Genomic DNA, 24,438 nt, shown 5'->3' on the forward strand with positions numbered 1-24,438 from the left:
TTGTCTGAATACTGAAATAATACCATAAAAAAACAGTTCCAGCATAACGCTGGAACTGTTTAGCTTATCTTATTGCACACGTGCAAATCCAAAACCAGATGCATAGTCGTCCCCTACTCCAGCTCCAGAGCCAGAACGAATGTCATATAATTTTGCACGTCTTTGCAATTCGCCGCGGATTGCTGTGTGGGAAGCAGTCGGGTTTGCCGCCCATACTTTTGCAGCCAGTCCAGCAGCGTGTGGCGATGCCATTGACGTACCGCTGATTGTAGCATAACCACCATTATACCAAGTTGAGTAAACAGCTGCTCCAGGAGCTGAAATTTCAACATCACCCTTTTGGATAACAAAATCTCCTGCTGTTCTTCTATAGCCGCGGGAAGAGAAGTCAGCAACGCGGTGAGATCCGTTTTGGATTACGTTCTCAAGAGCTGCTACAGCCACTGCGTTTTGTAAAGCTCCGGGATAGCCGATTGATCCTTCATAAGGGCCCGAGTTTCCTGCAGCCGCGATAATCAATACGCCTTTAGAATATGCATAGTTGACGGCATTCGTAATTAAGCTGCTTTCAACCGAAGAGCCAAGTGACATATTGATGACCACTTTCGTGTTTAAAGCAGTAGCTTGGTCAGCTACATGGCGAATTGCGTATGCGATATCATCTGAAGCGCCAGAACCGTTATCGCCTAATACTTTATATGCCCATAGATCCGAGGCAGGTGCTACTCCGTAAACTCCTGTGCCTGTTGATCCGCCATTAGCCAAAGCCGATCCAGCTACATGTGTTCCATGCCCTTGGCGGTCGACACATGAACCATTCACAATACTGGATACGGTGGTGAAATCTTTGCACTGCTCAACATTATTCGCTAAATCCGGGTGAGCAGTATTAACTCCGGTATCAAGCACCGCGATATTAATGCCCGCTCCTCCTGATGTTGTTGTCAACGTACTATTATTGTAGATGGCTTTGATGCCCCACGGAGTCGACTGGGCAGCAGCCATAGTACTAAAAGCCGCTTCCGGTTTTGAAGAAGTTTCTTCTATTGTATATTCAGGCACTTTTTCCACAGTCAAATTTTTGTTTTTCTGCAAAGCTTTAAACTGGTTTTCATTCATCTCAGTTGTAAAACCCTCTTCAGCGAAATCCCATCTGACCCCATAACGCCCTTTTAACGTATCTTTTTCTTTTTTGCTATTCGCGTCGATCAGTACACGGAACTTCTCGTTGCCGTTTGTTTGTGAAGCTGTTCCTTCTCCGTTTGCGCTAGCGGCCATTCCTGGCACTAGCAGACTTGCTGTCAAAATGGCTGTAGTCAAAAATTTTCCCGATCTCTTCATCGTTCAATCTCCTTTTCCATTTCTGATTTTGGCGAAAAAGCGAAGCCCGGCGTCCCGTGTTTGCTTTCCCCACTTTTTATATCGAAGGGGGCCACAACTAAAAGTTACCAGAAAAAACACTAACATGTAATTGGGAAAATTTTGTTGTAGTTTTATAGAAATGGATGATTTAGTAAATTAAACTTATGCCTATGGGCCTATCTTCTACTATTCATGCCATTCTAAAAACCATCCTCTTTATAAAAGGATGGTTTTTGGGTTCCTTGAGATGGTTAACCTCTAACTTGAGTAATATCCGAATAAAGATTTTTAATACCGGATTAACGTTTCAGTTGTCCGGATAGCTTGCAGCAACTGGTATTCCACTTTATTTAGACGCCGCTTTAAATGGGTTTGCCATTCTTTTTCTTCGTCACTTCCAGGAGGGGCGGCCGCAAGTGCTGAAATTTCTTTTAATAACGGCAGAGGTGGTTGATTCATCGCTAGATCATGGTCATGGATGTCTCCATTCACATAATTTAATGGAATCAAATAATGGGACAATTCAAGCAAACGACTATTAATTTCTTTCGCCTGCGGTTCTGTCCATTCTTGTTCCACTATAATTTTCTCGACCTTGTCGGCCATCTCTTCCAGCCGATTGATTCGTTCGAGAGCCACGTTTAAATCCAACCGATCCCCTGCAAGTTCTGCATATCCCGTTAAGGCCTGTTTTAATTCTCTAATCCCAGCTGTTTGGTTCAGCGGCAAAATTTTTCTTGTGCAGGCATCGTATAGCACAGCTGCGTAAATTTGGCAGTCCCGTTTCAAGTTGTCCTTATCCAGTTTATCCAGTGTATCCTCTGTAGTATGCCACCACCAGCCAAAGCCGCCCGATTTGATCCCGCCAAATAATTTCACTAAGGTTTTAGAAGCTAAACTATCATCAAGGGGCTGTTCAGACAACCCCATGAAAAGCGCTGGCACTCCGGGTCCCCAAAAAGACTGGTCTCCTCCCCGTCCAAATCTTTTGCCAATAAATTTTTCGCCCGTCAACGCCTCGACAAACGAGCCGCCGAAGTCTTTTGTTTCAGCCATGCAATTGCTTTCGCCTAGTATTGTGGCCCCTTTGCCTCCAACCGAGTCGATATAAACGTGAAGCGTGCAATTTTCGTGCAAGTCTTCCCAATGAGTATCACAATAATAAGTGGAACCCGCATAACGTCCGTGCGAGTGCCCGGACCAGAAAGCGATGCGCAAGCTTCTGCTTAAAGGGATTTCCTGTTCTTGGATAACTCGTGCAACTTCGAGCATAGTGGCATTTGCTCCTCCATTGTCCATCGCCCCGTAATGCCAGGAGTCAATATGGCCGCTGAACAAGACAAACTTTTCGGGTTCATTTAAGCCTTTTATTTCAGCGACTAATGTGGGGATTTTTCGCCAGCCGGTATCCACTATTGTCTTAAGCCAGACAAAAAGGCTGTCACTTTGTTCAAGCCTCTCCTTAATCAGGCCTCCTTCTTTTTGTGCAATTGATAAAACCGGGATAAAGGGAAATTGTTTTTTCTTCTCAGGTGTCGGATTTCCCCACACCCGCGATACCGTCATTTCGTGTGTTAAAGCTCCGTTGATAAAAATCGCACCGATCGCTCCGGCATTTTCCATCTGTTGCACCGCACTCGGCGTCGCAATGCCTTCAGTCAAGACGATTTTCCCATTCACATCCAATGGCCCATCCAGCTCTTTTATGTAAACCAGTTGTCCTTCTACTCCCGCCTCCCCGGTAGAAACCGACATGGAATGCGTAATACAGGAAAAGCGTTCTCCAGCTATTTCCAAGTCCGCTTCCACCGGCAAACTGATGAAACCGTCATGAAAGTTTAATGTTGTTTCTAAACCTAATCTATCCAATACATCTTTAGCATATTTAAATGCCCGCAATTCTTCCTTGGATCCGGATAGCCGGACTTCTTTCGTAAGTTGCGCAGTAAATTCCATCAACTGGTCTGCGGAAACCGCATCAATCAATTGCCCGTGTTCATGGTTTAATTCGGCATTCACGTTAACCGCTCCTTTCTCTAAAAAACGGCCTTTTTAGGAAGGCCGTTTTTCTTACTACAATACAAAATCTTCTTTTGCTTTTTTCTCCTGGTCAAACGGCCGGAATGGAGTTCCTGTCATTTTGCTGATGGCATCTATGAAAGTATTGGTTGTATGCGGCGTGTCGTAGAGCTGTTCGAAAAAGTCGGCCCGTTTTTCCTTGGCAATGGCATCATAGCCTTTGCCAACCATCCAGCGGCCATAATAATAAGCCGGATAGTATGTTTTTTGGATAGGATCCGAGAAAAAGCGATAGCAATTGTTTGCTTCGACATCACCCAAATTGCCTTCTTTCTTCATGTACTCGACCGCTTCCGCTTTGTCGATCTCACCATCGTTGAACAAGAAACACGCATTAGTCTGCGCCATCCTTTGCATATCGATGAAATCGCGGGCAAGCTTGTATTGCTGTTTAGCACTGGAGAGAATGCCTTCCGTTTCTTCTTCGTCACGGTCCCATCCCAAAAAATGCAACGCGCTTTCAGGACCGCCTTCAAACAAAGCGTTTGTAGGACTGTTGATTAAATAGTAAGAAGCTTCTATTGGCAACTTCCCTTGCTGATACAAATAATCCCAACGGCAATAGAACGCCTGATGCCCTGGATAAGCTTCATGGGTCATAATTTGGGCCAGTACCGGTTCTGTCCACGGCCGGTCGATATTGAATGTTAAATTGCCTCGGTATTCTCCTGTGTATTTTGAATAGCCGCTCCAAAATACGCCCGTAATCGGTTTGATCCAATCAATACCGTCTTCTTCCGGTAATAAGATAACACGCTTTAATGTGCCTTCCTTACTTTTTTCCCTCATGGATTCTGCTACTGCAATAACCTGTTCTGGAGAGATTAACGTGTCTTCATGCCACTTGTCTGCTTTTTCTTTTAGCGATCCTTTATAACCTAAATTGGTGAGCCCTTCTTCGACTACATGCTTTTGTTTTCTCATCGTTTCTTCTGTAATCAAGGGTGTCGGCAATTCCTGGATGTTTTGGATGTATTCCGAATATGGCAACGCATCTCCTTGGAGGCTGCGGCAAAAATAGCGATAGGCGTTAACCATTGACCTCAAATAGCGACCCGGATGGCCTTCTAATCCTTGAATCTGGCGCTCTACTTCCTCAATTTTCCGCCCTATGTGATCCAAACTCGAAAGAGACGGTTTAATGTGGCTATAGCTTGCTGTAGCCACCTCCTGTCTATGCAGCTTCTGCGCTTGTTCGTTCAAACTAAGCACGATATCAACAATCGCATCTCCAATTGGTTCAGAAGTCCAACGCAATACCATCTGTTCATCCCCCTTGTTTTCGCTCAAGTTCCCACAACTTCTTAATATCTTGGACAATCAATTTCATCATCATTTCGTATAATTGTTCGCCTTTTTGGGCGGTAGCAGCTTCTGCATTGCCAGAGAACGCTTCCGGGTAAAGCGTCTTGCCCCCGTTTTTAAAGCGAAACCGCTTCGGCAATGGAATCGTATGGCTGCCTACACCCTTTGTATAGGCATAGTTTTCATTGATAGCTAAGACTAAAGCAGTTTCGTCTTCTCCTGCATGGCCCGGATCCGGCGTAATCTGTTTAATGTCTTCCCGGTAATCCAAATACCAATTGATGGTCAGTGTCCGAACGTTCAAATCCGCCAGTTTTTCCGTCACGATGTCCAAACTTGAAATATTTCCCCCGTGTCCATTGAACAAAATGATATTAGTAAAGCCATTATTTGAAAATCCTCTGCAAATATCCATAACATAGTTGGAGAAAGCCTCTGCAGATACATCAATTGTCCCCGCAAAGGCCGCAAGCCCCCAGGAATGGCCATATGTTACTTCCGGTGCCATCAGAATTTTATCGCCGAGCGCCTCTTCCAGCCGCCGGACAAATTCCCGGGGAATAAGCACGTCGGTGCCGAGCGCGCAATGCGGACCATGAGCTTCGATCATGCCAATCGGCACCAGCACGGTATTGGAAGTTTCTTGAAACTCCTTAAACTGACTCAAGTTCATCGTCATCATATCCATACTGTTTGCATTCTCCTCCTGTGCTACTCGTTCTGTTCCTGCAATCCAACAAGAATGAGCGGCAATGTTTTCTCTTGCATCTTTTCCAGCTGATATGCGGTCTGCAAGAGTTCCATATCACCAAAATGCGGACCGACCAACTGCATACCGACCGGCAAACCGTCACGGGTAAAGCCCATATTCAATGAGACAGCGGGATGGCCAGAAATATTGAATGGTCCAGTAAACATCATTTCATCCATTTCTTCACTGCCGATTTCCGGGTCTTCCGCCGGCGCTGGAAAAGCGACGGTCGGAGTTAGAATCACATCGACTTCTTCAAATAAAGTCGAGACGGCATCGGTATATCGCCGTAAATCTTTTAAACCTTCCAGGTAGTCGACCGCTTTTTGCTTCATGCCTGCTTCTATTTGCCGGTACGTCATTTCTGCATAATCGTCTTTTCGATGGATCCATTTCCGGTGTATGTGCGCCGCTTCCGGCAATAGGACCTTTAAAACGATTTCTTCCGTTCGGTTCCAATCCTGCACTTCAAACTCCACGAGCTCCCAACCAAGCGACCGCATAGCGTTTAAAGTCTGCTCATAAACCTTCTGGACATCCGGCTCAAGGCTTGTCAGTCGATTGTCCGGCAATACGCCGACCCGCTTTGGCTGACTTTGTTCGAAACGGTCCATGTCGAAAGCAGTAATGTTGCCAGACTTTGAATGGGGATCTTTCGAGTCGTATCCAGCAATCGTATCTAGCACAATTGCTGCATCTTTCACGTTCCGTGTAATCGGGCCTGCATGATCAAGCGACCATGACAATGGAAAAACACCATAGGTGCTGACTAAGCCGCGTGTCGGCTTTAAGCCGACAGCTCCGCAATAAGAGGCCGGAATACGGATTGAACCGCCAGTATCGCTTCCGAGTGAAAAGTAACCAATACCGCTCGCAACGGCTGCAACTGAACCACTCGAAGAACCGCCGGATGTTTTGGTAATATCCCACGGATTGTTTGTTTGGCCGTAGTCCGGATGCACAACTCCGTATGCAAATTCCAACATATTGTTTTTCCCGATTAAAATGGCCCCATTATGGAAAAGTTTGCTCAGCACGGTTGCCGAATAACCCGGCATAAAATCTTTCATAATCCGAGATGCACAGGTAGTCAACGAATCTTTTTTATAAAACAAATCCTTGGCCGCATAAGGAATGCCTTCTAGTAAGTGAAGAGATTCATTTTGCAAAAACCGCTTTTCCGATTGACGTGCCCGTGATAAAGCTGCTTCTTCCATGATCGTAATAAACGCGTTAAGCTGTGGCTCCAATTTCTGAAGCCGCTCAAAAGTTTTTGTCGCCACTTCCACTGGGGAAGCTTCTTTTTTTCTATAAAGAGCTGCAACTTCCAAAAGTGATAAATCCAGCAAAGAAACCATTGCCTTATGCCCCCACTGCAAGTAACGGATCGTTATCATTTATGGCAAGCGAACTGACCAAAAAGAGAACTACGCCTTCCGTATCGGAGACGATTTCTTTTACCGTTTCGCCAAACTCATTTGTCAGTTTCCCCAAAATCTGCCCTTTTTTCACCGCATCTCCAATCAATACAGCCGGATACCACAGTCCTTTAAAATCCGACCGGTACCAATCAAACACAGAAATATAATTTGAATCGCTCCTTCTCACTTCTCCTTCTAAAACGCCCAGCGAGACCAAAATATTTTTCACTCCGTTTTGCAGAAGCACCGAGTCCTCTTCACTTAAAATCCCTTGTTGGCCAGCTTCAGCGATTATGGCCGGAATGCCTTGTTCCGCCGCACACCCATATGTAGAACCAGGCACTTGCCCACTGCTGCCTATAACGTACTCAATATCAAATAGCGAAGCCATTTCTTTAGATGCTGCTAAAATTTTTTCATTTTTAGTGACATGGTAAATGGAAAAAGGCACGAGCGCTTCAATCATATCCCCGCCATGCAAATCAACGATATAATCCACTTTCTTGAAAACAAGCTCATTGAGCCAATAAGCAAGCCGTTCTGCATCGGTTCCGTCTTGATTTCCCGGAAACATACGATTCAGATTTTTGTTGTCCCTCGGGTGCACATAAATGCTTCGCGCATAAAAAGAGGCTGGATTGGCTATCGGCAAAACAATAACTTTTCCTTTCACGTAAGCAGGCTCAAGTGAAGTCCCTACTTTCTGTGCAGCGTCGATCGATGTATATTCACAGCCATGGATTCCGCCTAACACCAGCACTCTCGGTCCTTCTTCCGAACCGTTGATCATAAAAGCCGGCAATTTTTCTTCTATTGACGGAAGTGTTAAATAACCCTTTATTTTTTCGCCAGAGGCAGCCCCTAAAGATCCGATTTCCCATCTAGTGTTCATCCGTTTCACCCCTTCATCTCTCTTGCCTTTGGGAAGTATTGCCGGTATTCCGCAAAACCGTTTCCTCTTTCCCCTTAAAAAGGGGCGCGGCTGTTAAAACAGCCGCTCCCACACATTATTGTTCTTTTGTAATTTTGTGGAATGGCACGTACCAAACATTCATTGGATTCAGCTCATACCCTTTTACCCATGTTCTTGAAGCAGCCTGCAAGTTAGGCTGAGCTACAAAAATATATGGCACGTCTTCTGCCATGATGTTTTGAATTTCCCGATAGTTGTTTTCACGCAAACTTTCATCTGTACTAGTTCTTGCTTCTTCCAACAACCCATCCACTTCGCTGTTTTCGTAGAAAGCCAAGTTGAATCCAGGCCCTTTGCTCGAAGAATGGGCAAAATACCACAAGTTGTAGTCTGGATCTGGATAATCCGGCGTCCAGGAAACCAAACCGAAGTCATGCTTTCCACTTGTCACCAGATCCAGAAATGTCGGCCATGCATACGTCTTGATATTCAGTGTTACGCCTACTTTTTCCAAATCTGATTGCAGCAGCAAAGCTGTATTGCTTCGGACTTCATCATTTTCAGAAATGGCTATTTCTAATGTCAGGCCTTCCGCTTGTCCGGCTTCTTCCAATAGAGCTTTTGCTTTGTCCAAATCGTATTCGTATAGTTTCGCATCTGGATTGAAGCCGAACATTCCTTTAGGAACCGCACCGACAATACGTTCCGCCTGGCCAAGGTAAACACTTTCAAGTAATGCGTCATAGTTGATGCTGTGGGCAATTGCCTGGCGAACTTTAACGTCGGACAACGGACCGCTTTCGATATTCATCGGCATATAATCAATTTGATAGCCTGAAGCATTTACAATTTCCACTCCATCGGTCCCTTCCATTTGGCTAAGGACTTCCGGTGAAATCATGGAATTGTCGATCAAATCGATTTCGCCTTTTTCAAGCATAAGGCGTGCTGTTGAAGCTTCAGAAACAAAGTTGATGTTCACCGTCTCCATTGTAGGTGCCTCGCCCCAATAATCGGGATTGGCTTTCATGACCAGTTTTTCTCCACGATCCCAGCTTTCAAGTGTGTATGGACCAGAACCAACTTCTGCTTCCGCAAGAAAGCTTTCACCAAAATCGTCGCCGTGATTTTCTTCCAAATTCGGATTTAGAATGTTCGCATATGCAGTTCCCAATGTGCTGATGAACGGCGCAAATGGCTGCTTTAATGTAATTTTGATCGTATGGTCGTCAATAATCTCAAAGCTGTTTTCATCAATGACTTTGCTGAAAATACCTGCTGCTGATTTTCCGACATCCATAGCACGAGTAAAGGAATATTGGACAGCTTCGGCAGTCACAGGCGAGCCATCATGGAATGTAGCATTTTCTACTAAATAGAAAGTATATTCTGTTCCATCCTCAGAAACTTCCCATCTTTCTGCCAGCATCGGCTGTGGTTCTGTTGAAGTGCCATCGTATGTTACCAATCGGTCATATAACATATAAGTTACACGAAAAGTTGTATTTGCTGCTGAACCGTGCGGATCAAGCTGCGGTATATCCTGGTTAGTCGCAAAGTTGAACACTTTATCATCAAAATTCTCATTTGTTGCCGGAGCTTGATCATCTGGAGACTGCGCGCCTTCCCCTTCTTCGCTGTAATTTTGGCACCCTACAAGAACAAATGCCACCATGATCAAAAAGGCCATTAGCTTAAACCATTGAGCTTTAATTTCCATTCTATTTCCCCCTTATTTTTGAGTGAATATGTTGAAAACTTAAAGTGAGCCGCTGCAGCAATCCTCCTTTCAATAGGCTCATCAGAAGATCAGCGTTGTTTTGGATCAAGCAGATCATTCAATCCATCTCCAAGCAAATTGAATCCCAATACGGTCAACAAAATCGCCAGCCCCGGGAAAGTGGCTGCCCACCAGGCTTCCCGCAATATCTCACGGCTATTGGACAACATCGCTCCCCATTCCGGAGAAGGCGGCTGGGCGCCAAGGCCGATAAAACTAAGGCCTGCTGCCGCTAAAATAACAAATCCCAAATCAAGTGATGCTTGAATCGTTGCAGGGGCCATGGCGTTCGGCACAATTTCCTTGAATAGGATCCGGAACGGATTTGCGCCAAGTGCCCGGTTCGCTTCAATGTATTCCGAATGCTTGATCGATAAAACAGACGATCTGACAATCCGCGTATACCATGGCCACCATGTAGCAGCAAGCGCCAGCATGACGTTTTCGATCGACGGCCCAAGTGCCGCCGCAATCGACATTGCCAAGATGATTCCTGGAAACGATAAGAAGATATCTGTGATTCGCATAATGACTTGGTCCACCCGGCCGCCGATATAACCGGCTATCGCTCCTAAGATTGTTCCAATCGGAAATGAAATTGCAACCACTAATAAACCAATGCGCAGCGAAATTCTGGTGCCATAAACAATCCGGCTAAAAATATCCCTGCCCACTTCATCCGTTCCAAAATAATGCTCGGCGCTTGGCGCTTCCAATTTACTGACCAGATCCACTTCTGTCGGGCTGTGGGTGGCAATGACTGGAGCAAATGCTGCGGTTATCAGAATGATCAGCACAATGACGAGCCCAAGCACAGTCAATGGGCTGCTTGTTATTCTCCGTACCAAGTCAACCACTCCCTTAATTGTGTTTTAAGCGTGGATCTATGAAGAAATAAAGCGTATCAACAATCAGATTGACCAGAATGAAAATAACCGCAATAAGCAGCGTTACACCCATAACCGCCGGGAAGTCCAAGTAATTTATGGCATTTACTGCATACTGCCCAAGACCCGGCCAGGAAAAGACCGCCTCTACCAGGACACTTCCGCCAAGGGCGTGGCCAAATGCCATACCGAGCAATGTAATGACCGGCATGACGCCGTTTCGTAAAGCATGGCCATATAGCACGCGGTTTTCCGGCGCCCCTTTTGCGTAAGCTGTGCGGATATAGTCGCTTTTTAATACCGATAACATGCTCGACCTCGTCATTCTTGTGATCATGCCGATGGTCACCGCTGCAAGCGTAAGCCCCGGCAAGATCAAATGCATGATTGCCGCATAGAGTACTGGCCAATTCCCTGTCAATAAAGCATCTACTGTATACATTCCAGTTATATAATCGGGCGGCGCCATGCCGCCATCCAACCGGCCGGATCCTGGGAGAACACCCAGTTTTAAATAGAAGAAAAGCAATAACAGCAGCCCTAGCCAGAAGGCAGGCATTGCAACCCCCAGCAGAGCGAAAATCCTCGTAAACTGATCCGCAAGCTTATCTTTCCTGCTCGCGCTTATAATGCCGAACGGGATTCCAACCACTAACGTGACAACCATCGCAAACATTGTCAGTTCAAAAGTGGCCGGGGAATATCTTAGCAAATCATTTAGGACCGGACGCTGGGAATAAGTGCTTTGTCCAAGATCCCCTTGAGCAATCCCTCCCATATACCGTCCATATTGGACATAGAGTGGATCATTCAATCCCATATCCTCGCGGAGCGCCTCTAATCCTTCCGGCGTCGCTTTTGGTCCCAATATTAGACGGGCAGGATCACCCGGAATGGTATTGGAAATCGCAAAGGTAAGAATACTAATGCCAATTAAAATTGGAATCATCAACAATAATCGTTTGGCGACAAATTGTAAGGCATGCATCGAGTCGCACTTCCTTCCTTAGCAATTTTAAGTATGGATACAGGCAGCAAAATGGCCAGGCGTTTTCTCTTCCAAAGGCGGTACGATTTCTGCACACTCTTTTGTTGCCATCGGACATCTTGTATGAAACGGGCAGCCGGATGGCGGATTTGACGGACTCGGCAAATCTCCCTGCAAAATGATCCGCTCTTTTTTCTGCGTCGGATCCGGTACTGGCAAAGCCGATAACAGCGCGCGTGTATAAGGATGTTTCGGATCCGAATAGACTTTCTCCACATCGGATATCTCAACAACTTTTCCTAAATACATCACAGCAACTTTGTCTGATATATGTTGGACAACTGATAAGTCATGTGAAATGAACATATAACTCAGATTCATTTCCTGCTGCAGCTCCAGCATCAAATTCAAGACTTGGGACTGCACGGAAACATCCAAAGCAGAAACCGGCTCATCCGCAATGATCAAGCGGGGTTCAAGCATCAACGCTCGGGCAATACCGATCCGTTGGCGTTGCCCACCTGAAAATTCATGCGGATAATTATTCAGCTGGTCTTTTCGCAAGCCGATTTTCTCTACAAGCAGTTCAACTTTTTCCCTTCGTTCTTTGCGGGAGCCGATATTATGGATAGCTAATGGCGCTTCTAAAATCTGCCTTACCGTATTTCTTGGATTTAATGAGGCATATGGATCTTGAAAGACGATTTGCATTTCTTTGCGCAACTCTTTCATCTGTTTTGCGTTCATATCGGTTACTTCTTCACCTTTAAATTTAATGCTGCCTTCTGTGGGTTCTGCCAGGCGCAAAATAGATCTGCCCAGACTGGATTTGCCGCATCCGGATTCACCGACAATGCCTAAAGTTTGTCCTTCTTCGATGAAAAGGCTAACGCCGTCCACCGCTTTTACAGTTGTCTTCTCACCAAGGAAACCTTTTTTAATGATGAAGTGCTGTTTCAAGTTCGTCACTTCTAACAACGCCATCCTGGTCTCCCCCTTTCTCGTCAAAAAGCCAGCAGGCCGATTGATGGCCGTCTTTTATATCGAACATTGGCGGCACCGTCGTCCGGCAAATATCCATCGTATGTCGGCAACGCTCTGCAAATCGGCACCCTGCAGGCATATTTCCGGGAGCCGGCACCGTGCCGGGAATCGAACCCAATTTTTGCTTGCGTTGCCCAAGTTTCGGAATAGAGTCGAGCAATCCGATCGTATAGGGATGGGTCGGATTCTGGAACAATTCCCGTACTGGTCCTTGTTCGACAATTTTTCCTGCGTACATGACAATGACACGGTCACACACTTCCGCCACAACTCCCATATCGTGGGTGATCATGATAATGCCCATTTGGGTTCGCCGTTTAATTTCACCCATCAACTCCAGAATCTGCGCTTGAATCGTAACATCGAGCGCGGTTGTCGGCTCGTCACAAATCAATAGCTGCGGTTCACAAGCCATTGCAATCGCAATCATGACCCGCTGCCTCATTCCGCCTGATAATTGGTGGGGATATTCGTTGACCAGTTCTTCGGCACGAGGAAGGCCGACATCTTTTAATAGCTTCAATACACGGGTTCGCCGTTCTTCTTTTGTCATATTGCGGTGCAGGATCAGCGATTCTTCGATTTGTGTCCCGACAGTTTGCAATGGATTAAGCGATGTCAAAGGGTCTTGGAAAATCATCGACACCTGGTTGCCTCTAATCTTTTCCAGCTTGCGCTTCGAATACTTGGCAATGTTTTCGTCCATCAAATTGATTTCACCGTCCAACCGGGCTTTTTCCGGAAGCAGGCGCATAAGAGACAGCGCAGTCATGCTTTTTCCACAACCAGATTCACCGACAATCCCGACAGTTTCCCCTTTTTCTACTTGGAAAGAGATATGATCCAATATGGTCGCGTATTTTCCATTTTTCTTTAGGGATAGGGACAAGTCTTTTACTTTTAACAGCATGCTCATAACCCCCTTCGCTTTATGATTGAGCTACTTTAGCTAAGTCTTTCAATGCAGCGGTATAGTGGTCTGAAAAAGTTTTCTGGATTTTTTGGCAGTCTTTTGTGCGCAGAGCATCCAACAACACTTGGTGGTTATAGACGACTTGTTCCACCCGCAGAGGAACTTGATTGGCTATTGTCAAAAACATAGCCCCTACCTGGGTATCCATGTGCTTGTGGATGCTGATCAATCGGTTATGTTTGGATGCACTAACGATGGTTCCGTGGAAAAGAATATCGCATTGTGCTTGTTTTTCTAAATCCTGCTCCACCATTGCCTGATGGAACTTCTCCAACAATCGTTCTAATTTCTTAAGATCCTTTTCGGTTAAATGTTCTATCGCCAGCTGAGCTGCTTCACCTTCCAATAATGCGCGAAGCGTATAAATTTCAAAGGCGTCCTGTTGCGAGAGTGTAGCAACAAAAGTTCCTTTGTTGGTTTCGTGTTTGATCAAGCCTTCATTCTGGAGGAGCTTTAATGCTTCCCGTACCGGCCCTCTGGAAATTTGGAGTTTTTCCGCCAAACGGGCTTGGTTTATACGTTCTCCTGCGTTCAGTTCTCCGTTCAAAATCATTTTTCTGATTATCTTAGCGACGTCATCTGAAAGTGTCCGGTGATCGAGAATCATTGCCTTTCCCCCTCCTATCTCAACTGGCCTTTTCCGGCAAAGACTCGTAAATTTCCTTAAGTTCATACAAGTTGTCCCAGCTCATTTGCCGTTTGCCTATTTCAATTTCTTTAATAGCGGAAACCAACGCTGAAAGCAAAGGCGTTTGGATTCCGTGGCTTTCGGCAATCTCTAAAATCGGCACTAATTGGGCGTCCACTTCCGTCTTTCGTTTCCGAACCGCCAAGTCCCGCCAAATGCCGCTTTTTGTCTTTTTATTAGAAGCCATCCGCTCAGCAAGCTTATCGAGCTGGGCATCCAGTTTTTCTTGAGGGCGCAGTGCTCGCGGATAGACGAGAGAGGGGTCCCAATCGTCAAAGCCAAGCGGGGACACCCCTTCTTTATCAGCAGTCTCTAAAATCTCTGAGCATAACTCCATCAATGCTCCCCGCAACTCCTTTTTCCTGACAACAGCAGCCATCGTTTCATCAACTAGCGCAGTCGCGTATAAAAGTCCTGCATAAGATAATTTCCCCCACAAATATCCCCAAATATTATCCGTAACTTTCGCCGGCCCCCAACTTTGCAAAGTTGCTCGTAAGCGGAGGATGCGAGCAGAAATCGTTCCGTCCAGCTCTCCAAGATATAAAGAAGCAACCCCTCCGTAAAGGATGCGGCCGGGTTCCAAGTAGTCGGCCGAAAAATTGACAAAGCAGCCGATTGTCCGTTCAGCACCGACCATTTTTGAAATTTGGCGTTCACATAAGCCATTCTGCAATGAAACCACCTGAGTAGCACTAGTCAGTAACGGAAAAAACGGTTTTAATGCGGTTTCGGTATGATGAGCTTTTACGCATAAAAAGATAAGGCCAAGCGGTTCATTTTTTTCTATCAATTGCTGAGGGGTATAGGCTTTCGCTTGAACTGTAAACGTTTCTTCCGGCCCTTCGATCGTCAGGCCATCTTTATTTATTTTATCGACATGGTCTACAGCAATGTCGCAAAAAGCCACTTCTTCGCCTGCACGAACCAAGTAAGCTCCTAAGACCCCACCGATTGCACCAGATCCGATAATTGTAATCGCCATATTGCCGCCTCCTAAAAAAGTTGTAATCCGCCATCCGCGGAAATTACTTGTCCGCTGACATACTGGGCGAAATCTGATGCAAAAAACAATACCGGGTAGGCAATATCTTCCGGCGTGCCCAACCGATTGATCGAAATAGCTTCTATCAAATTTGCTTGGGCCTCTTCTGTCATGGCGTCCCACTGTTTTTGTGTGGACGGATTGGATAATACAAATCCCGGAGCTATATTGTTGACCGTGATCCCAAATGGCCCGAGTTCCCGTGCCATTTGCCTGGTCAATCCAATTTGGCCGGCTTTGGCGCTCGTATAAGCTTGAATGCCAGTCAAACTGCTGCTTCTTCCTGCTCCGCTGGAAATATTAACGATTCTTCCATAGCCGTTCTTCTTCATATACGGAGTTGCGGCACGTATCATGTAAAAAGCCGATGTCAAGTTAATATCAAGTACTTTCGCCCACTCTTCGTCCGTCACTTTTTCAATTGGCTGATGCACTTGTCCAGCTACGCCTCCTGCAACGTTGATCAAAATATCAATCTGTTTAAAGTCGGCCGCTACTCGTTCAAGCAGAGAGCTTACTTCAGCCGAATTGGTTACGTCACAGCGATAAATCTTAATTTTCCCCTTTGTGTCCGCAGCTTCAATAGCTGCTTCCACTTCAAGTTTTGAGTGTTCAAGCGGCTCGTTCAATATATCGGTTGCTGCAACGTGCGCGCCGCGGCTCGCAAACTCTTTGCAAATCGCCCTTCCGATGCCATGGGCTGCTCCGGTCACGACCACTGTTCGATTTTCAAAAGTTAACTGTAAACTGTTAACACTTTGCCCCACATGAACGGCCCCATTTCGCAATTTTTTATTATTATATGCGTCATTTTTTTGAAAAGCAATAACTTATTTAAATATTCAGTAAATTTATTTCAGTCTTTATTGCTGCATTGGATTAATAAACACCAAATAAAAAAGCAAGCCCATGAATAGGCTTGCAGATCTGTTTAACTTTTATTTGTTTTCATCCAACACCAGCAAAGCGGCGCCAAGAATGCCTGCTTCGTTTTCAAATTGCGCGACTTTGACTTCCACTGGATTTAATAAAAGCGGTTCCAAATGTCGGTTTAGTTGGTCCCACCAAAATTCCGCCGACTCTGATACCCCTCCGCCGATCACTACGATGTCCATATCAAAAGCCGCTTGCAAAGAACTGATGACAAGTGCCAAATCTTTCGTAAATCCGTCCACCACTTTTTGCGCCTCCGGATTGGTGCTGGCTGTTGTAAAAAGTTCCTGTGGAGTAATCTGCAAACCTGCTTCTTTTATTCGACGCACGAGTGCAGTTCCAGAGACGTATTGTTCAGAACAGCCTTCACGGCCGCATGTGCAAAGCACTCCGTTTGGATACAAAATCATGTGTCCCAATTCCGCTGCCCCGCCGTGCTTGCCTCCGCTAAGCAGATTGCCATCCCAAATAACGCCTCCGCCCAAGCCGGTGCCAAGCGTTAAACAAACAGTCCGGCTGTAGCCTTTTGCCGCTCCGAACTTTGCTTCTGCAAGTGCAGCAGCATTAGCATCGTTTTCAACTTCAACGCGTTTGCCAGTCGCCCGCTCTAATTGTTCTTTGACAAGTGTGCCTGTCCAACCGGGCAAGGTTTCGGTTGCGTAAATCACTTTTCCTTGTGTTGGATCGACAAAACCATGCGTACCGATTCCAATTGCTTCAATCTCAGGATCCAGCTCTAAAAAACGCAAAACTTGTTCTTCCAAATACGGATAAAGCGGAAACTGTGTAGGCAGTTTCTCGTCCAACGTGATAGCCCCTGCATCGTCTACAACGCTCATCCGCACTTTTGTTCCACCAATGTCGACACCCAATACTTTAACCATGAATACCCTCTTTTCATTGTTTGCATTTTGATAGATCAACCTTTAATTCGGTTCTATTAACAATATACCCTATATGGATGCTGCTTGCTTTTGTAATTTTTCGGATTATAACCAATCCTGATTTGCACTCCATCAGTTAGATGATAAGGTTTGCTTGCAACGACATCTTGCCGCCCCCTCTACCAAAACCTTCCATTGCCATATCTTTTGATTAAATTCGCTTTTTTGGCGGAAAGTCCTTTCTTCTTCATGAACATTAAAGTCTCTTGAACCGGGTATAAATACTCCATATAACTCTAAGGAGGGTGGCGCATGATCAAGAATTGGTTGCAAGATTCTTCCTATACTGTGGTGTTTACAGGGGCGGGCATGTCGACAGAAAGCGGTTTGCCCGATTTCCGATCAGCAAATCAAGGATTGTGGGAACAAAAAAACTTCGCAAAAATTGCAAGCATTCAGTCGTTGTATCAAAACCCGGAAGAATTCACCGAATTTTATCGGAGCAGAATGGTGGGGTTGCAGGAGTATGGTCCGCATAAAGGCCACTATTTTTTGGCAGAGTGGGAAAAAAGGGGATCTGTAAAATCGATCATTACACAGAACGTCGACGGTTTTCATCAATTAGCTGGCAGCAGCCGCGTTGCTGAATTGCATGGAACGCTGCAGACCGTCTATTGCCAGGAATGCAGCAACACCTACAGCAGTGACGAATATTTGGGTGGAACCAGCAAGTGTGCGGTTTGCGGCGGCGCCCTGCGCCCTTCGATTGTGCTCTTTGGTGAAATGCTGCCGGAAACCCCATTTGAAATGGCACTGCAAGAAGCAAACCGGGCTGATTTGTTTATCGTTTTAGGCTCTTCTTTAAGTGTTTCACCTGCCAACCAATTTCCGCTCATTGCAAAAGAAGGCGGCGCACGTGTCGTAATCGTCAATCGCGAACCGACTCAATTTGACCATTATGCCGATGAAGTCCTGCATGACCGCAATATTGGAGATGTACTGGAAGAATGGGATGGTTACTTAAAATAGTAGATAGAAATGGATGATCTATCTATAGAAAGGTCCGTTTGTTGCGATAAACTGCGATTGTCCATGTAGTAACCTAAAATGTTCATATGAGAGGATAATACTTCATGTAGAAAAATATGGAACCTCCTTTTTTTGAGAAATAAAAGAGGTGCTCCTTTGCCTGCTGCTCGCAGACTTAAGGAAGCACCTCTTCTGTTTTGTTACATAAAGACAATAAAAGCAAGAACTGCCGCCAAAGCAAGACGGTAAATTGCGAAAGGCATAAGTTTGATGCGCGAAATCAGCGTCAAGAAGAAACGGATCGAAATTAAGGCAAAGATAAATGCACTGATAAAGCCGACCACGTAAAATGACAAATAATCCATCGACAGCTGATCTAGATTTTTCAACACAGATACCAGGCTTGCCCCGAACATGATTGGTACCGCCATGATAAACGTGAAGTCTGCTGCCGTCCGGTGATTCAAACCGAACAAGACACCGCCCGATATAGTTGCGCCGGAACGCGAGAACCCTGGCCACAGTGACAAACACTGCACAAGGCCGACCGTAAACGCTTGCCGGTATGTAATTTCATCCAGCGAGTTCACAGTTGGATTTTTCGGACCAAATTTATCCGCAACAATCATCAGGATTGCTCCAACCACAAGCGCATAAATTACCGTTTCGACGCCAAACAAATGGTCATCGATAAAATCTTTGAAAGCAAAACCAAGAATAACTGCCGGCAGCATGCCGACAATGACGTGCAGCAAATTAAAACGGCCGCTCTGCTTTTGTCCGTCTATTTTATATAAGCCGACTAAGCTGAAAAGGCGTTTCCAGAATACGACAACAACTGCTAAAATCGAACCCAATTGGATGACAATTTTAAATGTATTCGCCGGGTATTTCCCTAGAAATTCCTGTGATTTGAGCCACATGTCATCAACAATGATCAAATGTCCGGTTGAAGATACCGGAGCGAACTCGGTCAGGCCTTCTACAAGCCCCAAAATCAGTGCTTTTAATAAATCGAATAATTCCATCTGCCTTTTTTCCCTCTTTCTGCGGAAGCGGATTTTTCGTCGCCGCTAATCCTTATTATTACACAAACAAGTGCTTAATTGGCTAGACTTTTTTAGCCTGAGAACATTTTTTTATCCTCAAATTCTTGGCATCACAAGCCTCTTTTAAAAGACGATACAACTGCTGGTTAGGATACATCTTTCTTTGCACTTTTGTATAAAAAATCCGCTTCTAGTTAAGAGATTGAGACTTTCCAGACTGTCTAGAAAGTTGGCAAGCTGTTCATTCCACTCCAGCCGGACGCGTTCCGCGGGCGAGCGTTGAGCCGCTTCAGCGCTTTCGCGCCTCCAGGGTCTCAACTCGCTCGCTTTCCCGCTGGAGTCGCCGGCCTCCGCTCCATTCAAACTGATGAATCACTTAGCGAATAAAGAAACGACAGAAGACCAAAACAGGCCGGAACTTGCTGCTTTTTTCTTCTTTACCCATGCACTATGCACCTTTAGCTATGGAGCTAAACAGCGGAGACGCCATCGGGATAGCGAAGTGCCGAAATCCACTTGGGCGTCAGACCTGAGTTAGTTCGGCGCGAGCCTGAGGCAAGCGGAGCTGTTTGACGGAATAGCAAGCGTGATCTCAATTTCCAATCTAATATCGAATAGAATTTCTTCGGCAATTTTAAAACCCGCTTCCTGTAAAGGAAGCGGGTTTCTGAGGTTTTATTCCTTGAAAACTTTTGCGACAAAGCCAGCCACATAGTCGCTGCCTCCATTGTCTTCTACACCTTCGATCATCATGGCAATGATAAACTCCGGATTTTCGGAATTGTAAGCGACGAAAAAGCCGTTTTGTGCGCCTTCTTCATCTTTGCTGGCTTTTAGTTCGGCTGTACCGGTTTTGCCGGCCAGCGGAACCGACTTCAGATTGGCCGATTTTGCATATCCGTCAACCACTACATTGCGCATGCCTTGGCGGATGATTTTCGCATTTTCTGCGCTCACTAAACCGTCTTTCCATACTTGTTTGTCTTCTTCATCCAAAAATAAAGTCGGTTTATACATCGTACCATCGTTCACTAATGGCTCGTAAATCGAAGCAAGGTGCAAGATATTCGTCAGCATTTGGCCTTGTCCAAATGACGTATCCGATAATTGCCCTTCAGAACCGATCGTTCCTTCGTTCGAGATTTGAGGTTTTTTCATGCCGTAAGAATAAGGCATTTCTTCCTCGAAACCAAATTGCTTCAATCCATCAGCAAACGTATCTTTGCCCATATCGAGCGCTTGGCGTGCAAAATAAATATTGTCTGAATAGACAAGCGCTTTGTTTAAATCAATCGGATTTGGTGCTTCGGGGTGAAGGCGGGTGATGCGGTAATCTCCCCACGATTCGTCTTTTTGCCACGTTTTACCATTGATTTCCAATCCTTCTGAAGGGTCGAGCGTACCGGCTTCCATGCCGATTGCCGCAGTTACCGGCTTGATCGTCGATCCCGGCGCATAACCTGCAGTAAATCGGTTGAACATCGGGTTCCGCGGATCTTCCTGAAGTTCTTTATAGCGGTCACCGCTGATGCCGAGCATGAACTCATTCGGATCAAATCCCGGGGAGCTGACAAGCGCTAATGTTTGACCGGTTTTTGGATCCACTGCGGCACTCGTTCCCGGCTCGCCTTCCATGGCCTCGTAAGTTGTTTTTTGCAACTCGGCATCGATGGTCAATTTCACCGTTTCGCCGTCGACTGCAGGCTGTTCGGCTACTGTAATCGGCTCCGCGCCTTCGGCAGGCTTTTCAATATAAATTTTCAAGCCATCCCTGCCGCGCAGACGGTCTTCCAATAGTGCTTCGAGGCCCTGACGGCCAATAAAATCATTGGCCGTATAGCCGTCAGCTTTCCGCTCTTCAAGCTGCTCTGCTGTAATAGCGCCAATATAGCCGGATAAATGGGACAAAGCTTGGCCGTACGGATATTCCCGCATGTCGGTTCCTTGATGGGCAACTCCTGGAATTTCATCGGTTTTTTCCAATACTTCTTTTTCCGTTTTTGCAGCCTTTGCAATCGGCACGAAGTAATGTGGCTGAACCCAGCTCTGCGCCAATTGTTTATCGATAAAATCAGTTGTAATGCCGAGCAAATCGGCCAATTCTTCTTTCTTCGACTCATCTGTAAATGACTCCGGGACGATGCCGATATCAAATCCGCTGCCATTTACAGCAATTCCATTGTTGTTGCGGTCCACAATTTCCCCGCGTGCAGCTTCTGTGCGGGAAATGCGGATATTGTCTCCTGCTTCCAGCTGCGGAAAAATGAAGGATGGGTCCCATTCAACAAACCAGCCCTCTTCTTCTTCCTGCGTCTCATGGAGCAAAGTCAACGTTTTCTCAAATTCAACAGGACCGGCAAGCGTCTCCATCTTCACTTGAATCGGAAAGTCTGCCGGTTGTTCCGTATCCCAATCTGTATCTTCAGCCGGCTTGGTATAGCTCACTTCGACATTTTCAATACCGAGATCCGCCTGCAATTTTTCTTGACGTTCAACAAATTCCTCCGTACTATATGCATCTTTCGTTCCTTGGTTTAAGTAAGCACTGTACATCTCAGCGAAGTTCCCGTCATTCCACTGGCCGATGTATTCTTTCAGCCGGTCCTCTGGTGTCGCTTGCTGCTGGCAAGCCCCGAGGAGAAAAAGACATAACAGGGAAAAGACCCCGAGCAATCGTTTATTCATTTAATGACCTCCATTTCCTTCCTTTATTTTACCAGTTTATGCTCCATTACAACACCATAATATTGGTGTTCCTGTGCCAATATAGAGGACGCAAAAAGAGAGACCGATTTCGGTCTCTCTTTTTGCTGTTGATTATTTTGTATAAAGTGCATTTGAAACCAAGCGGAACAAGTAGTCCGTGTGGTCACGGAAAGCCGGCTCCAAGCCGATCAAAGTTACGTCCTTATCGCTTTCGCGAATGATGACAGGCTGGCCTGCTGCATTTTCGTTGCCCTTCCAATGCCCTGCAAGGAAGAAATCACTTTCGTCGTAAGTCGCCATCACTTCGCTTTCCTCTACCCCCGTATACCAAGCAGGACGGTAAACAAAGCCGATATCGTCTTGTCCATATCCTGCCGTGATGCCGGTGCCGTCATAATCGACGCTGACGATTCCGTTGCTGTTCGATGTTCCGACCTTAACAGCGGCGTCAGTCAAGCCAAGTGTTTTCGCTGCATTTGAAGCTCCTGCTCCTGCTGCAATAAACTTGCCGCCTTCTTTTACAAAGTTCGTGACGTTTTCCTTGAACGCTGCAAACTGCCCAGCATTCTGCAAACCGAATTCAAGATTCGCCGCACTTAATCTTGTTGAAATCAGACTTTCTGTACCGTTGTAGATAAACGCGTCGTACGACTGCAAGCCTGATTCCGCTACTTCTACCGGCGATAGTTCAGTTACATCAAAACCAAGGCGCTCTAAAGCCAAGTTCATACCTGCATGAGTTTGCTGTTTGTTCATGCCGCCGTCTTCAAGAAGCGCAACTTTCAATTTCGTTAACTTCTCTGCACCAACTGGTGTTACGCCGCTTTCAATATGCAATCCGGACGCTTTTACAGCTGATTGGATTGTTTTTAATGATCCGCTAACATAGAAATTTCCTTCGCTGTCACGTCGTACGTTTATCCCTTGCTGCAGCAGCGTGTTAGCGAGTTCGACCGCTTTCACTGAAGAGTTTGGAATGACAAACGGACCTTTTCCTGAAAGGGTCCCGTGCTCATCAACGCTTTTTACTTTTGCAGTTGGAACAGTAAGTTTTGTCTTTACTGGGTCTGCTTCAAAGCCCCATAGTTCCGGCAAGCTCCAAGCTGAGATATCGTACATTGATGGCGTATCGTTGGTGATGTCTTCACCGTCCCATAGCATCGTATTGGCAAGGCCCGCTTTTACTTGGCTCATGTTGACGATATAAGAACCTTTTGCATATTCTACGCCTTCTACTGTAAAGTTCTTCGTTGCACGGACTACATCAATATCGTTATAGATCAAATGGTTGACCGCTTTTTCTGTAACTGTCGGATCTTTTTCATCTACCGGCAGAACATACGCTTCCGGGAAGAAACCTTCTTCATGGTACGGATGGTCAAAATTAAGGCCGCGTTTGAAAATTTCAATCTGATCGTTCAGCATTTCCTGCTTGTTGGTTGTCGCATATTGCAATGCGCCCATGATAGCATCATACATCCACTTCACGCCGTCTTCATCGTTAGTCGGCGCTTCTAGCGTGTGGCCGTAGGCTCCGTGATACATCGCGTACATCGGTGTGAAGATTGGCGGATAATCATCCCAGCCCGCCGCATCATCTCGCTGTGGAACGTAAGTGCCTGTCATATTCTTATACAGAGCGCCTTCGTATTCGTCTTTGTTTTTCATAATGGAGCTTTCCATTGCTTCCGCTTGTCCATATGCCCATTTGTTGTACAAGTCATACTCGTAGTTCGGGTTGTGCGGCGGCGTACATGGCTCGATCAGACCTTGCTTGTTCGGCGCGTAATTTTTCACGTAACCGTGCGTATCCAAAAACACCATTGGATTCCACTCTGTAATCAAATCAACTGTCTGGCGTGTTTCGGGCTGTGACTGTGTAATAAAATCGCGGTTCAAGTCAATGCCTTCACTGTTAAAGCGGGTAGCATCTACACGGCCGTCCGGATTTGCTACAACATTAAAAATAAGGATGTTGTTATCAAGGATCGTTTTTGTTTCTTCGTCATTGCCTGTAGCGAAACGTTCGATCAACTGGATTACTGCGTCACTGCCGATAAATTCTGTACCGTGGATGGAGCCGTTGATCATGATCGGCACTTTGAAATCGGTGTTCTTTTTGATCCACTCTTGCGCTTTTTCCGGATTTTTAATCATTTGTTCGCGGAGTGCTTTGTTCTCATTTACTTTTCCTTGCGAATTGGAGTCGGAGATTGTTACAACGTATAACGGGAAGCCATCAGCTGATTCTCCCGTCACTTCGACTTTCACTCGTTTAGAAGACTTCGCGATTTTTTGAAGTTTGGGGCCAATTTCCGAAAATTTCATAAAATCATAGTTCTCACTATTGAATTTACTGCCGTCTTTTTCTTCAACTGGATTTACATATGTAGTATTTGGGGAAATGGCTAAAGCAGAAGACCAAGGAGCCGATACAAGTAAACTCATTGCCAATAAACCGCTAACTGTTTTTTTCATTAAGGCGTTCCTCCAACATTCTAATTTTTGTATAAATATTTACCATTAATAATATTAATTTAAAAATCTGTGAAATGCTATAATTCCTTTAGGCTATTATTTATAAGACTTCCTAGGCGAAAA

At 45.7% G+C, this 24,438-nt stretch carries 19 protein-coding genes; 1 reads left to right on the forward strand and 18 read right to left on the reverse strand.

Going from position 1 to position 24,438, the window contains the following annotated elements:
• Nucleotides 1-69: 69 nt before the first annotated feature.
• The 15 genes from B0H99_RS02365 to B0H99_RS02435 form a co-directional block, all read right to left on the reverse strand.
• A complete protein-coding gene (locus B0H99_RS02365) occupies nucleotides 70-1,341 on the reverse strand; it encodes a S8 family peptidase (protein WP_106532034.1) in 1,272 nt (423 codons plus the stop codon).
• 309 nt (nucleotides 1,342-1,650) lie between these two features.
• Entirely contained in the window at nucleotides 1,651-3,381 is a 1,731-nt protein-coding gene (locus B0H99_RS02370; protein WP_106532035.1) for a M28 family metallopeptidase, read from the reverse strand.
• A 54-nt stretch (nucleotides 3,382-3,435) separates the two neighbouring features.
• Complete coding sequence (locus B0H99_RS02375; protein WP_106532036.1) at nucleotides 3,436-4,704, reverse strand: hypothetical protein; 1,269 nt, start codon at nucleotides 4,702-4,704, stop codon at nucleotides 3,436-3,438.
• A gap of 4 nt (nucleotides 4,705-4,708) precedes the next feature.
• A complete protein-coding gene (locus B0H99_RS02380) occupies nucleotides 4,709-5,434 on the reverse strand; it encodes a creatininase family protein (protein WP_106532037.1) in 726 nt (241 codons plus the stop codon).
• Between the two features lie 23 nt (nucleotides 5,435-5,457).
• Complete coding sequence (locus B0H99_RS02385) at nucleotides 5,458-6,855, reverse strand: amidase (protein WP_181313549.1); 1,398 nt, start codon at nucleotides 6,853-6,855, stop codon at nucleotides 5,458-5,460.
• A gap of 4 nt (nucleotides 6,856-6,859) precedes the next feature.
• The gene (locus tag B0H99_RS02390; RefSeq protein WP_106532039.1) at nucleotides 6,860-7,810 is read right to left on the reverse strand and encodes a M14 family metallopeptidase; all 951 of its coding nucleotides are present in this window, start codon (nucleotides 7,808-7,810) and stop codon (nucleotides 6,860-6,862) included.
• A 115-nt stretch (nucleotides 7,811-7,925) separates the two neighbouring features.
• A complete protein-coding gene (locus B0H99_RS02395) occupies nucleotides 7,926-9,551 on the reverse strand; it encodes an ABC transporter substrate-binding protein (protein ID WP_106532040.1) in 1,626 nt (541 codons plus the stop codon).
• An 89-nt stretch (nucleotides 9,552-9,640) separates the two neighbouring features.
• Nucleotides 9,641-10,468, reverse strand: a complete 828-nt coding sequence (gene nikC / locus B0H99_RS02400; RefSeq protein ID WP_245894356.1) for a nickel transporter permease — start codon at nucleotides 10,466-10,468, stop codon at nucleotides 9,641-9,643.
• A gap of 4 nt (nucleotides 10,469-10,472) precedes the next feature.
• Nucleotides 10,473-11,486, reverse strand: a complete 1,014-nt coding sequence (locus B0H99_RS02405) for an ABC transporter permease (protein WP_106532042.1) — start codon at nucleotides 11,484-11,486, stop codon at nucleotides 10,473-10,475.
• 27 nt (nucleotides 11,487-11,513) lie between these two features.
• Nucleotides 11,514-12,470 (reverse strand): ABC transporter ATP-binding protein, encoded by a 957-nt coding sequence (locus B0H99_RS02410; protein ID WP_106532043.1) that lies wholly within the window; start codon nucleotides 12,468-12,470, stop codon nucleotides 11,514-11,516.
• Nucleotides 12,424-13,440: an ABC transporter ATP-binding protein gene (locus tag B0H99_RS02415; RefSeq protein ID WP_342750484.1), complete on the reverse strand. Its 1,017-nt coding sequence runs from the start codon at nucleotides 13,438-13,440 to the stop codon at nucleotides 12,424-12,426. The genes B0H99_RS02410 and B0H99_RS02415 overlap by 47 nt, the downstream gene beginning before the upstream one ends.
• Before the next feature lie 19 nt (nucleotides 13,441-13,459).
• Entirely contained in the window at nucleotides 13,460-14,110 is a 651-nt protein-coding gene (locus tag B0H99_RS02420; protein WP_181313550.1) for a GntR family transcriptional regulator, read from the reverse strand.
• A gap of 19 nt (nucleotides 14,111-14,129) precedes the next feature.
• On the reverse strand, nucleotides 14,130-15,176 hold the full coding sequence (locus B0H99_RS02425; RefSeq protein ID WP_106532046.1) for a ketopantoate reductase family protein: 1,047 nt from the start codon (nucleotides 15,174-15,176) through the stop codon (nucleotides 14,130-14,132).
• An 11-nt stretch (nucleotides 15,177-15,187) separates the two neighbouring features.
• Nucleotides 15,188-16,003: an SDR family NAD(P)-dependent oxidoreductase gene (locus B0H99_RS02430; protein WP_106532047.1), complete on the reverse strand. Its 816-nt coding sequence runs from the start codon at nucleotides 16,001-16,003 to the stop codon at nucleotides 15,188-15,190.
• Between the two features lie 171 nt (nucleotides 16,004-16,174).
• Nucleotides 16,175-17,053: an ROK family protein gene (locus B0H99_RS02435; protein ID WP_106532048.1), complete on the reverse strand. Its 879-nt coding sequence runs from the start codon at nucleotides 17,051-17,053 to the stop codon at nucleotides 16,175-16,177.
• 312 nt (nucleotides 17,054-17,365) lie between these two features.
• Between B0H99_RS02435 and B0H99_RS02440 the strand changes: the two genes are divergently transcribed.
• Nucleotides 17,366-18,082 (forward strand): NAD-dependent deacylase, encoded by a 717-nt coding sequence (locus tag B0H99_RS02440; protein ID WP_106532049.1) that lies wholly within the window; start codon nucleotides 17,366-17,368, stop codon nucleotides 18,080-18,082.
• 200 nt (nucleotides 18,083-18,282) lie between these two features.
• Here the strand turns inward: B0H99_RS02440 and B0H99_RS02445 are convergent, their stop codons facing one another.
• The 3 genes from B0H99_RS02445 to B0H99_RS02455 all read right to left on the reverse strand — a co-directional run bounded on the left by B0H99_RS02445 (nucleotide 18,283) and on the right by B0H99_RS02455 (nucleotide 24,315).
• Nucleotides 18,283-19,110: an undecaprenyl-diphosphate phosphatase gene (locus B0H99_RS02445; RefSeq protein ID WP_106532050.1), complete on the reverse strand. Its 828-nt coding sequence runs from the start codon at nucleotides 19,108-19,110 to the stop codon at nucleotides 18,283-18,285.
• A gap of 696 nt (nucleotides 19,111-19,806) precedes the next feature.
• Entirely contained in the window at nucleotides 19,807-21,816 is a 2,010-nt protein-coding gene (locus B0H99_RS02450) for a penicillin-binding transpeptidase domain-containing protein (RefSeq protein WP_106532051.1), read from the reverse strand.
• A 132-nt stretch (nucleotides 21,817-21,948) separates the two neighbouring features.
• Nucleotides 21,949-24,315 carry a M14 family zinc carboxypeptidase gene (locus tag B0H99_RS02455; protein WP_106532052.1) on the reverse strand — a complete coding sequence of 789 codons (2,367 nt, stop codon included), beginning with the start codon at nucleotides 24,313-24,315 and terminating at the stop codon, nucleotides 21,949-21,951.
• Nucleotides 24,316-24,438 lie beyond the last annotated feature (123 nt).

Source organism: Planomicrobium soli (assembly GCF_003014655.1).
GTDB lineage: Bacteria > Bacillota > Bacilli > Bacillales_A > Planococcaceae > Planococcus > Planococcus soli_B.

What these genes read in the sequence shown, in the direction of transcription:
- B0H99_RS02365 (WP_106532034.1), bottom strand. Translation starts at nt 1,341, where the DNA reads ATGAAGAGATCGGGAAAATTTTTGACTACAGCCATTTTGACAGCAAGT.
- B0H99_RS02375 (WP_106532036.1), bottom strand. Translation starts at nt 4,704, where the DNA reads ATGGTATTGCGTTGGACTTCTGAACCAATTGGAGATGCGATTGTTGAT.
- B0H99_RS02380 (WP_106532037.1), bottom strand. Translation starts at nt 5,434, where the DNA reads ATGGATATGATGACGATGAACTTGAGTCAGTTTAAGGAGTTTCAAGAA.
- B0H99_RS02385 (WP_181313549.1), bottom strand. Translation starts at nt 6,855, where the DNA reads ATGGTTTCTTTGCTGGATTTATCACTTTTGGAAGTTGCAGCTCTTTAT.
- B0H99_RS02390 (WP_106532039.1), bottom strand. Translation starts at nt 7,810, where the DNA reads ATGAACACTAGATGGGAAATCGGATCTTTAGGGGCTGCCTCTGGCGAA.
- B0H99_RS02395 (WP_106532040.1), bottom strand. Translation starts at nt 9,551, where the DNA reads ATGGAAATTAAAGCTCAATGGTTTAAGCTAATGGCCTTTTTGATCATG.
- B0H99_RS02405 (WP_106532042.1), bottom strand. Translation starts at nt 11,486, where the DNA reads ATGCATGCCTTACAATTTGTCGCCAAACGATTATTGTTGATGATTCCA.
- B0H99_RS02410 (WP_106532043.1), bottom strand. Translation starts at nt 12,470, where the DNA reads ATGGCGTTGTTAGAAGTGACGAACTTGAAACAGCACTTCATCATTAAA.
- B0H99_RS02415 (WP_342750484.1), bottom strand. Translation starts at nt 13,440, where the DNA reads ATGCTGTTAAAAGTAAAAGACTTGTCCCTATCCCTAAAGAAAAATGGA.
- B0H99_RS02420 (WP_181313550.1), bottom strand. Translation starts at nt 14,110, where the DNA reads ATGATTCTCGATCACCGGACACTTTCAGATGACGTCGCTAAGATAATC.
- B0H99_RS02425 (WP_106532046.1), bottom strand. Translation starts at nt 15,176, where the DNA reads ATGGCGATTACAATTATCGGATCTGGTGCAATCGGTGGGGTCTTAGGA.
- B0H99_RS02435 (WP_106532048.1), bottom strand. Translation starts at nt 17,053, where the DNA reads ATGGTTAAAGTATTGGGTGTCGACATTGGTGGAACAAAAGTGCGGATG.
- B0H99_RS02440 (WP_106532049.1), top strand. Translation starts at nt 17,366, where the DNA reads ATGATCAAGAATTGGTTGCAAGATTCTTCCTATACTGTGGTGTTTACA.
- B0H99_RS02445 (WP_106532050.1), bottom strand. Translation starts at nt 19,110, where the DNA reads ATGGAATTATTCGATTTATTAAAAGCACTGATTTTGGGGCTTGTAGAA.
- B0H99_RS02450 (WP_106532051.1), bottom strand. Translation starts at nt 21,816, where the DNA reads ATGAATAAACGATTGCTCGGGGTCTTTTCCCTGTTATGTCTTTTTCTC.
- B0H99_RS02455 (WP_106532052.1), bottom strand. Translation starts at nt 24,315, where the DNA reads ATGAAAAAAACAGTTAGCGGTTTATTGGCAATGAGTTTACTTGTATCG.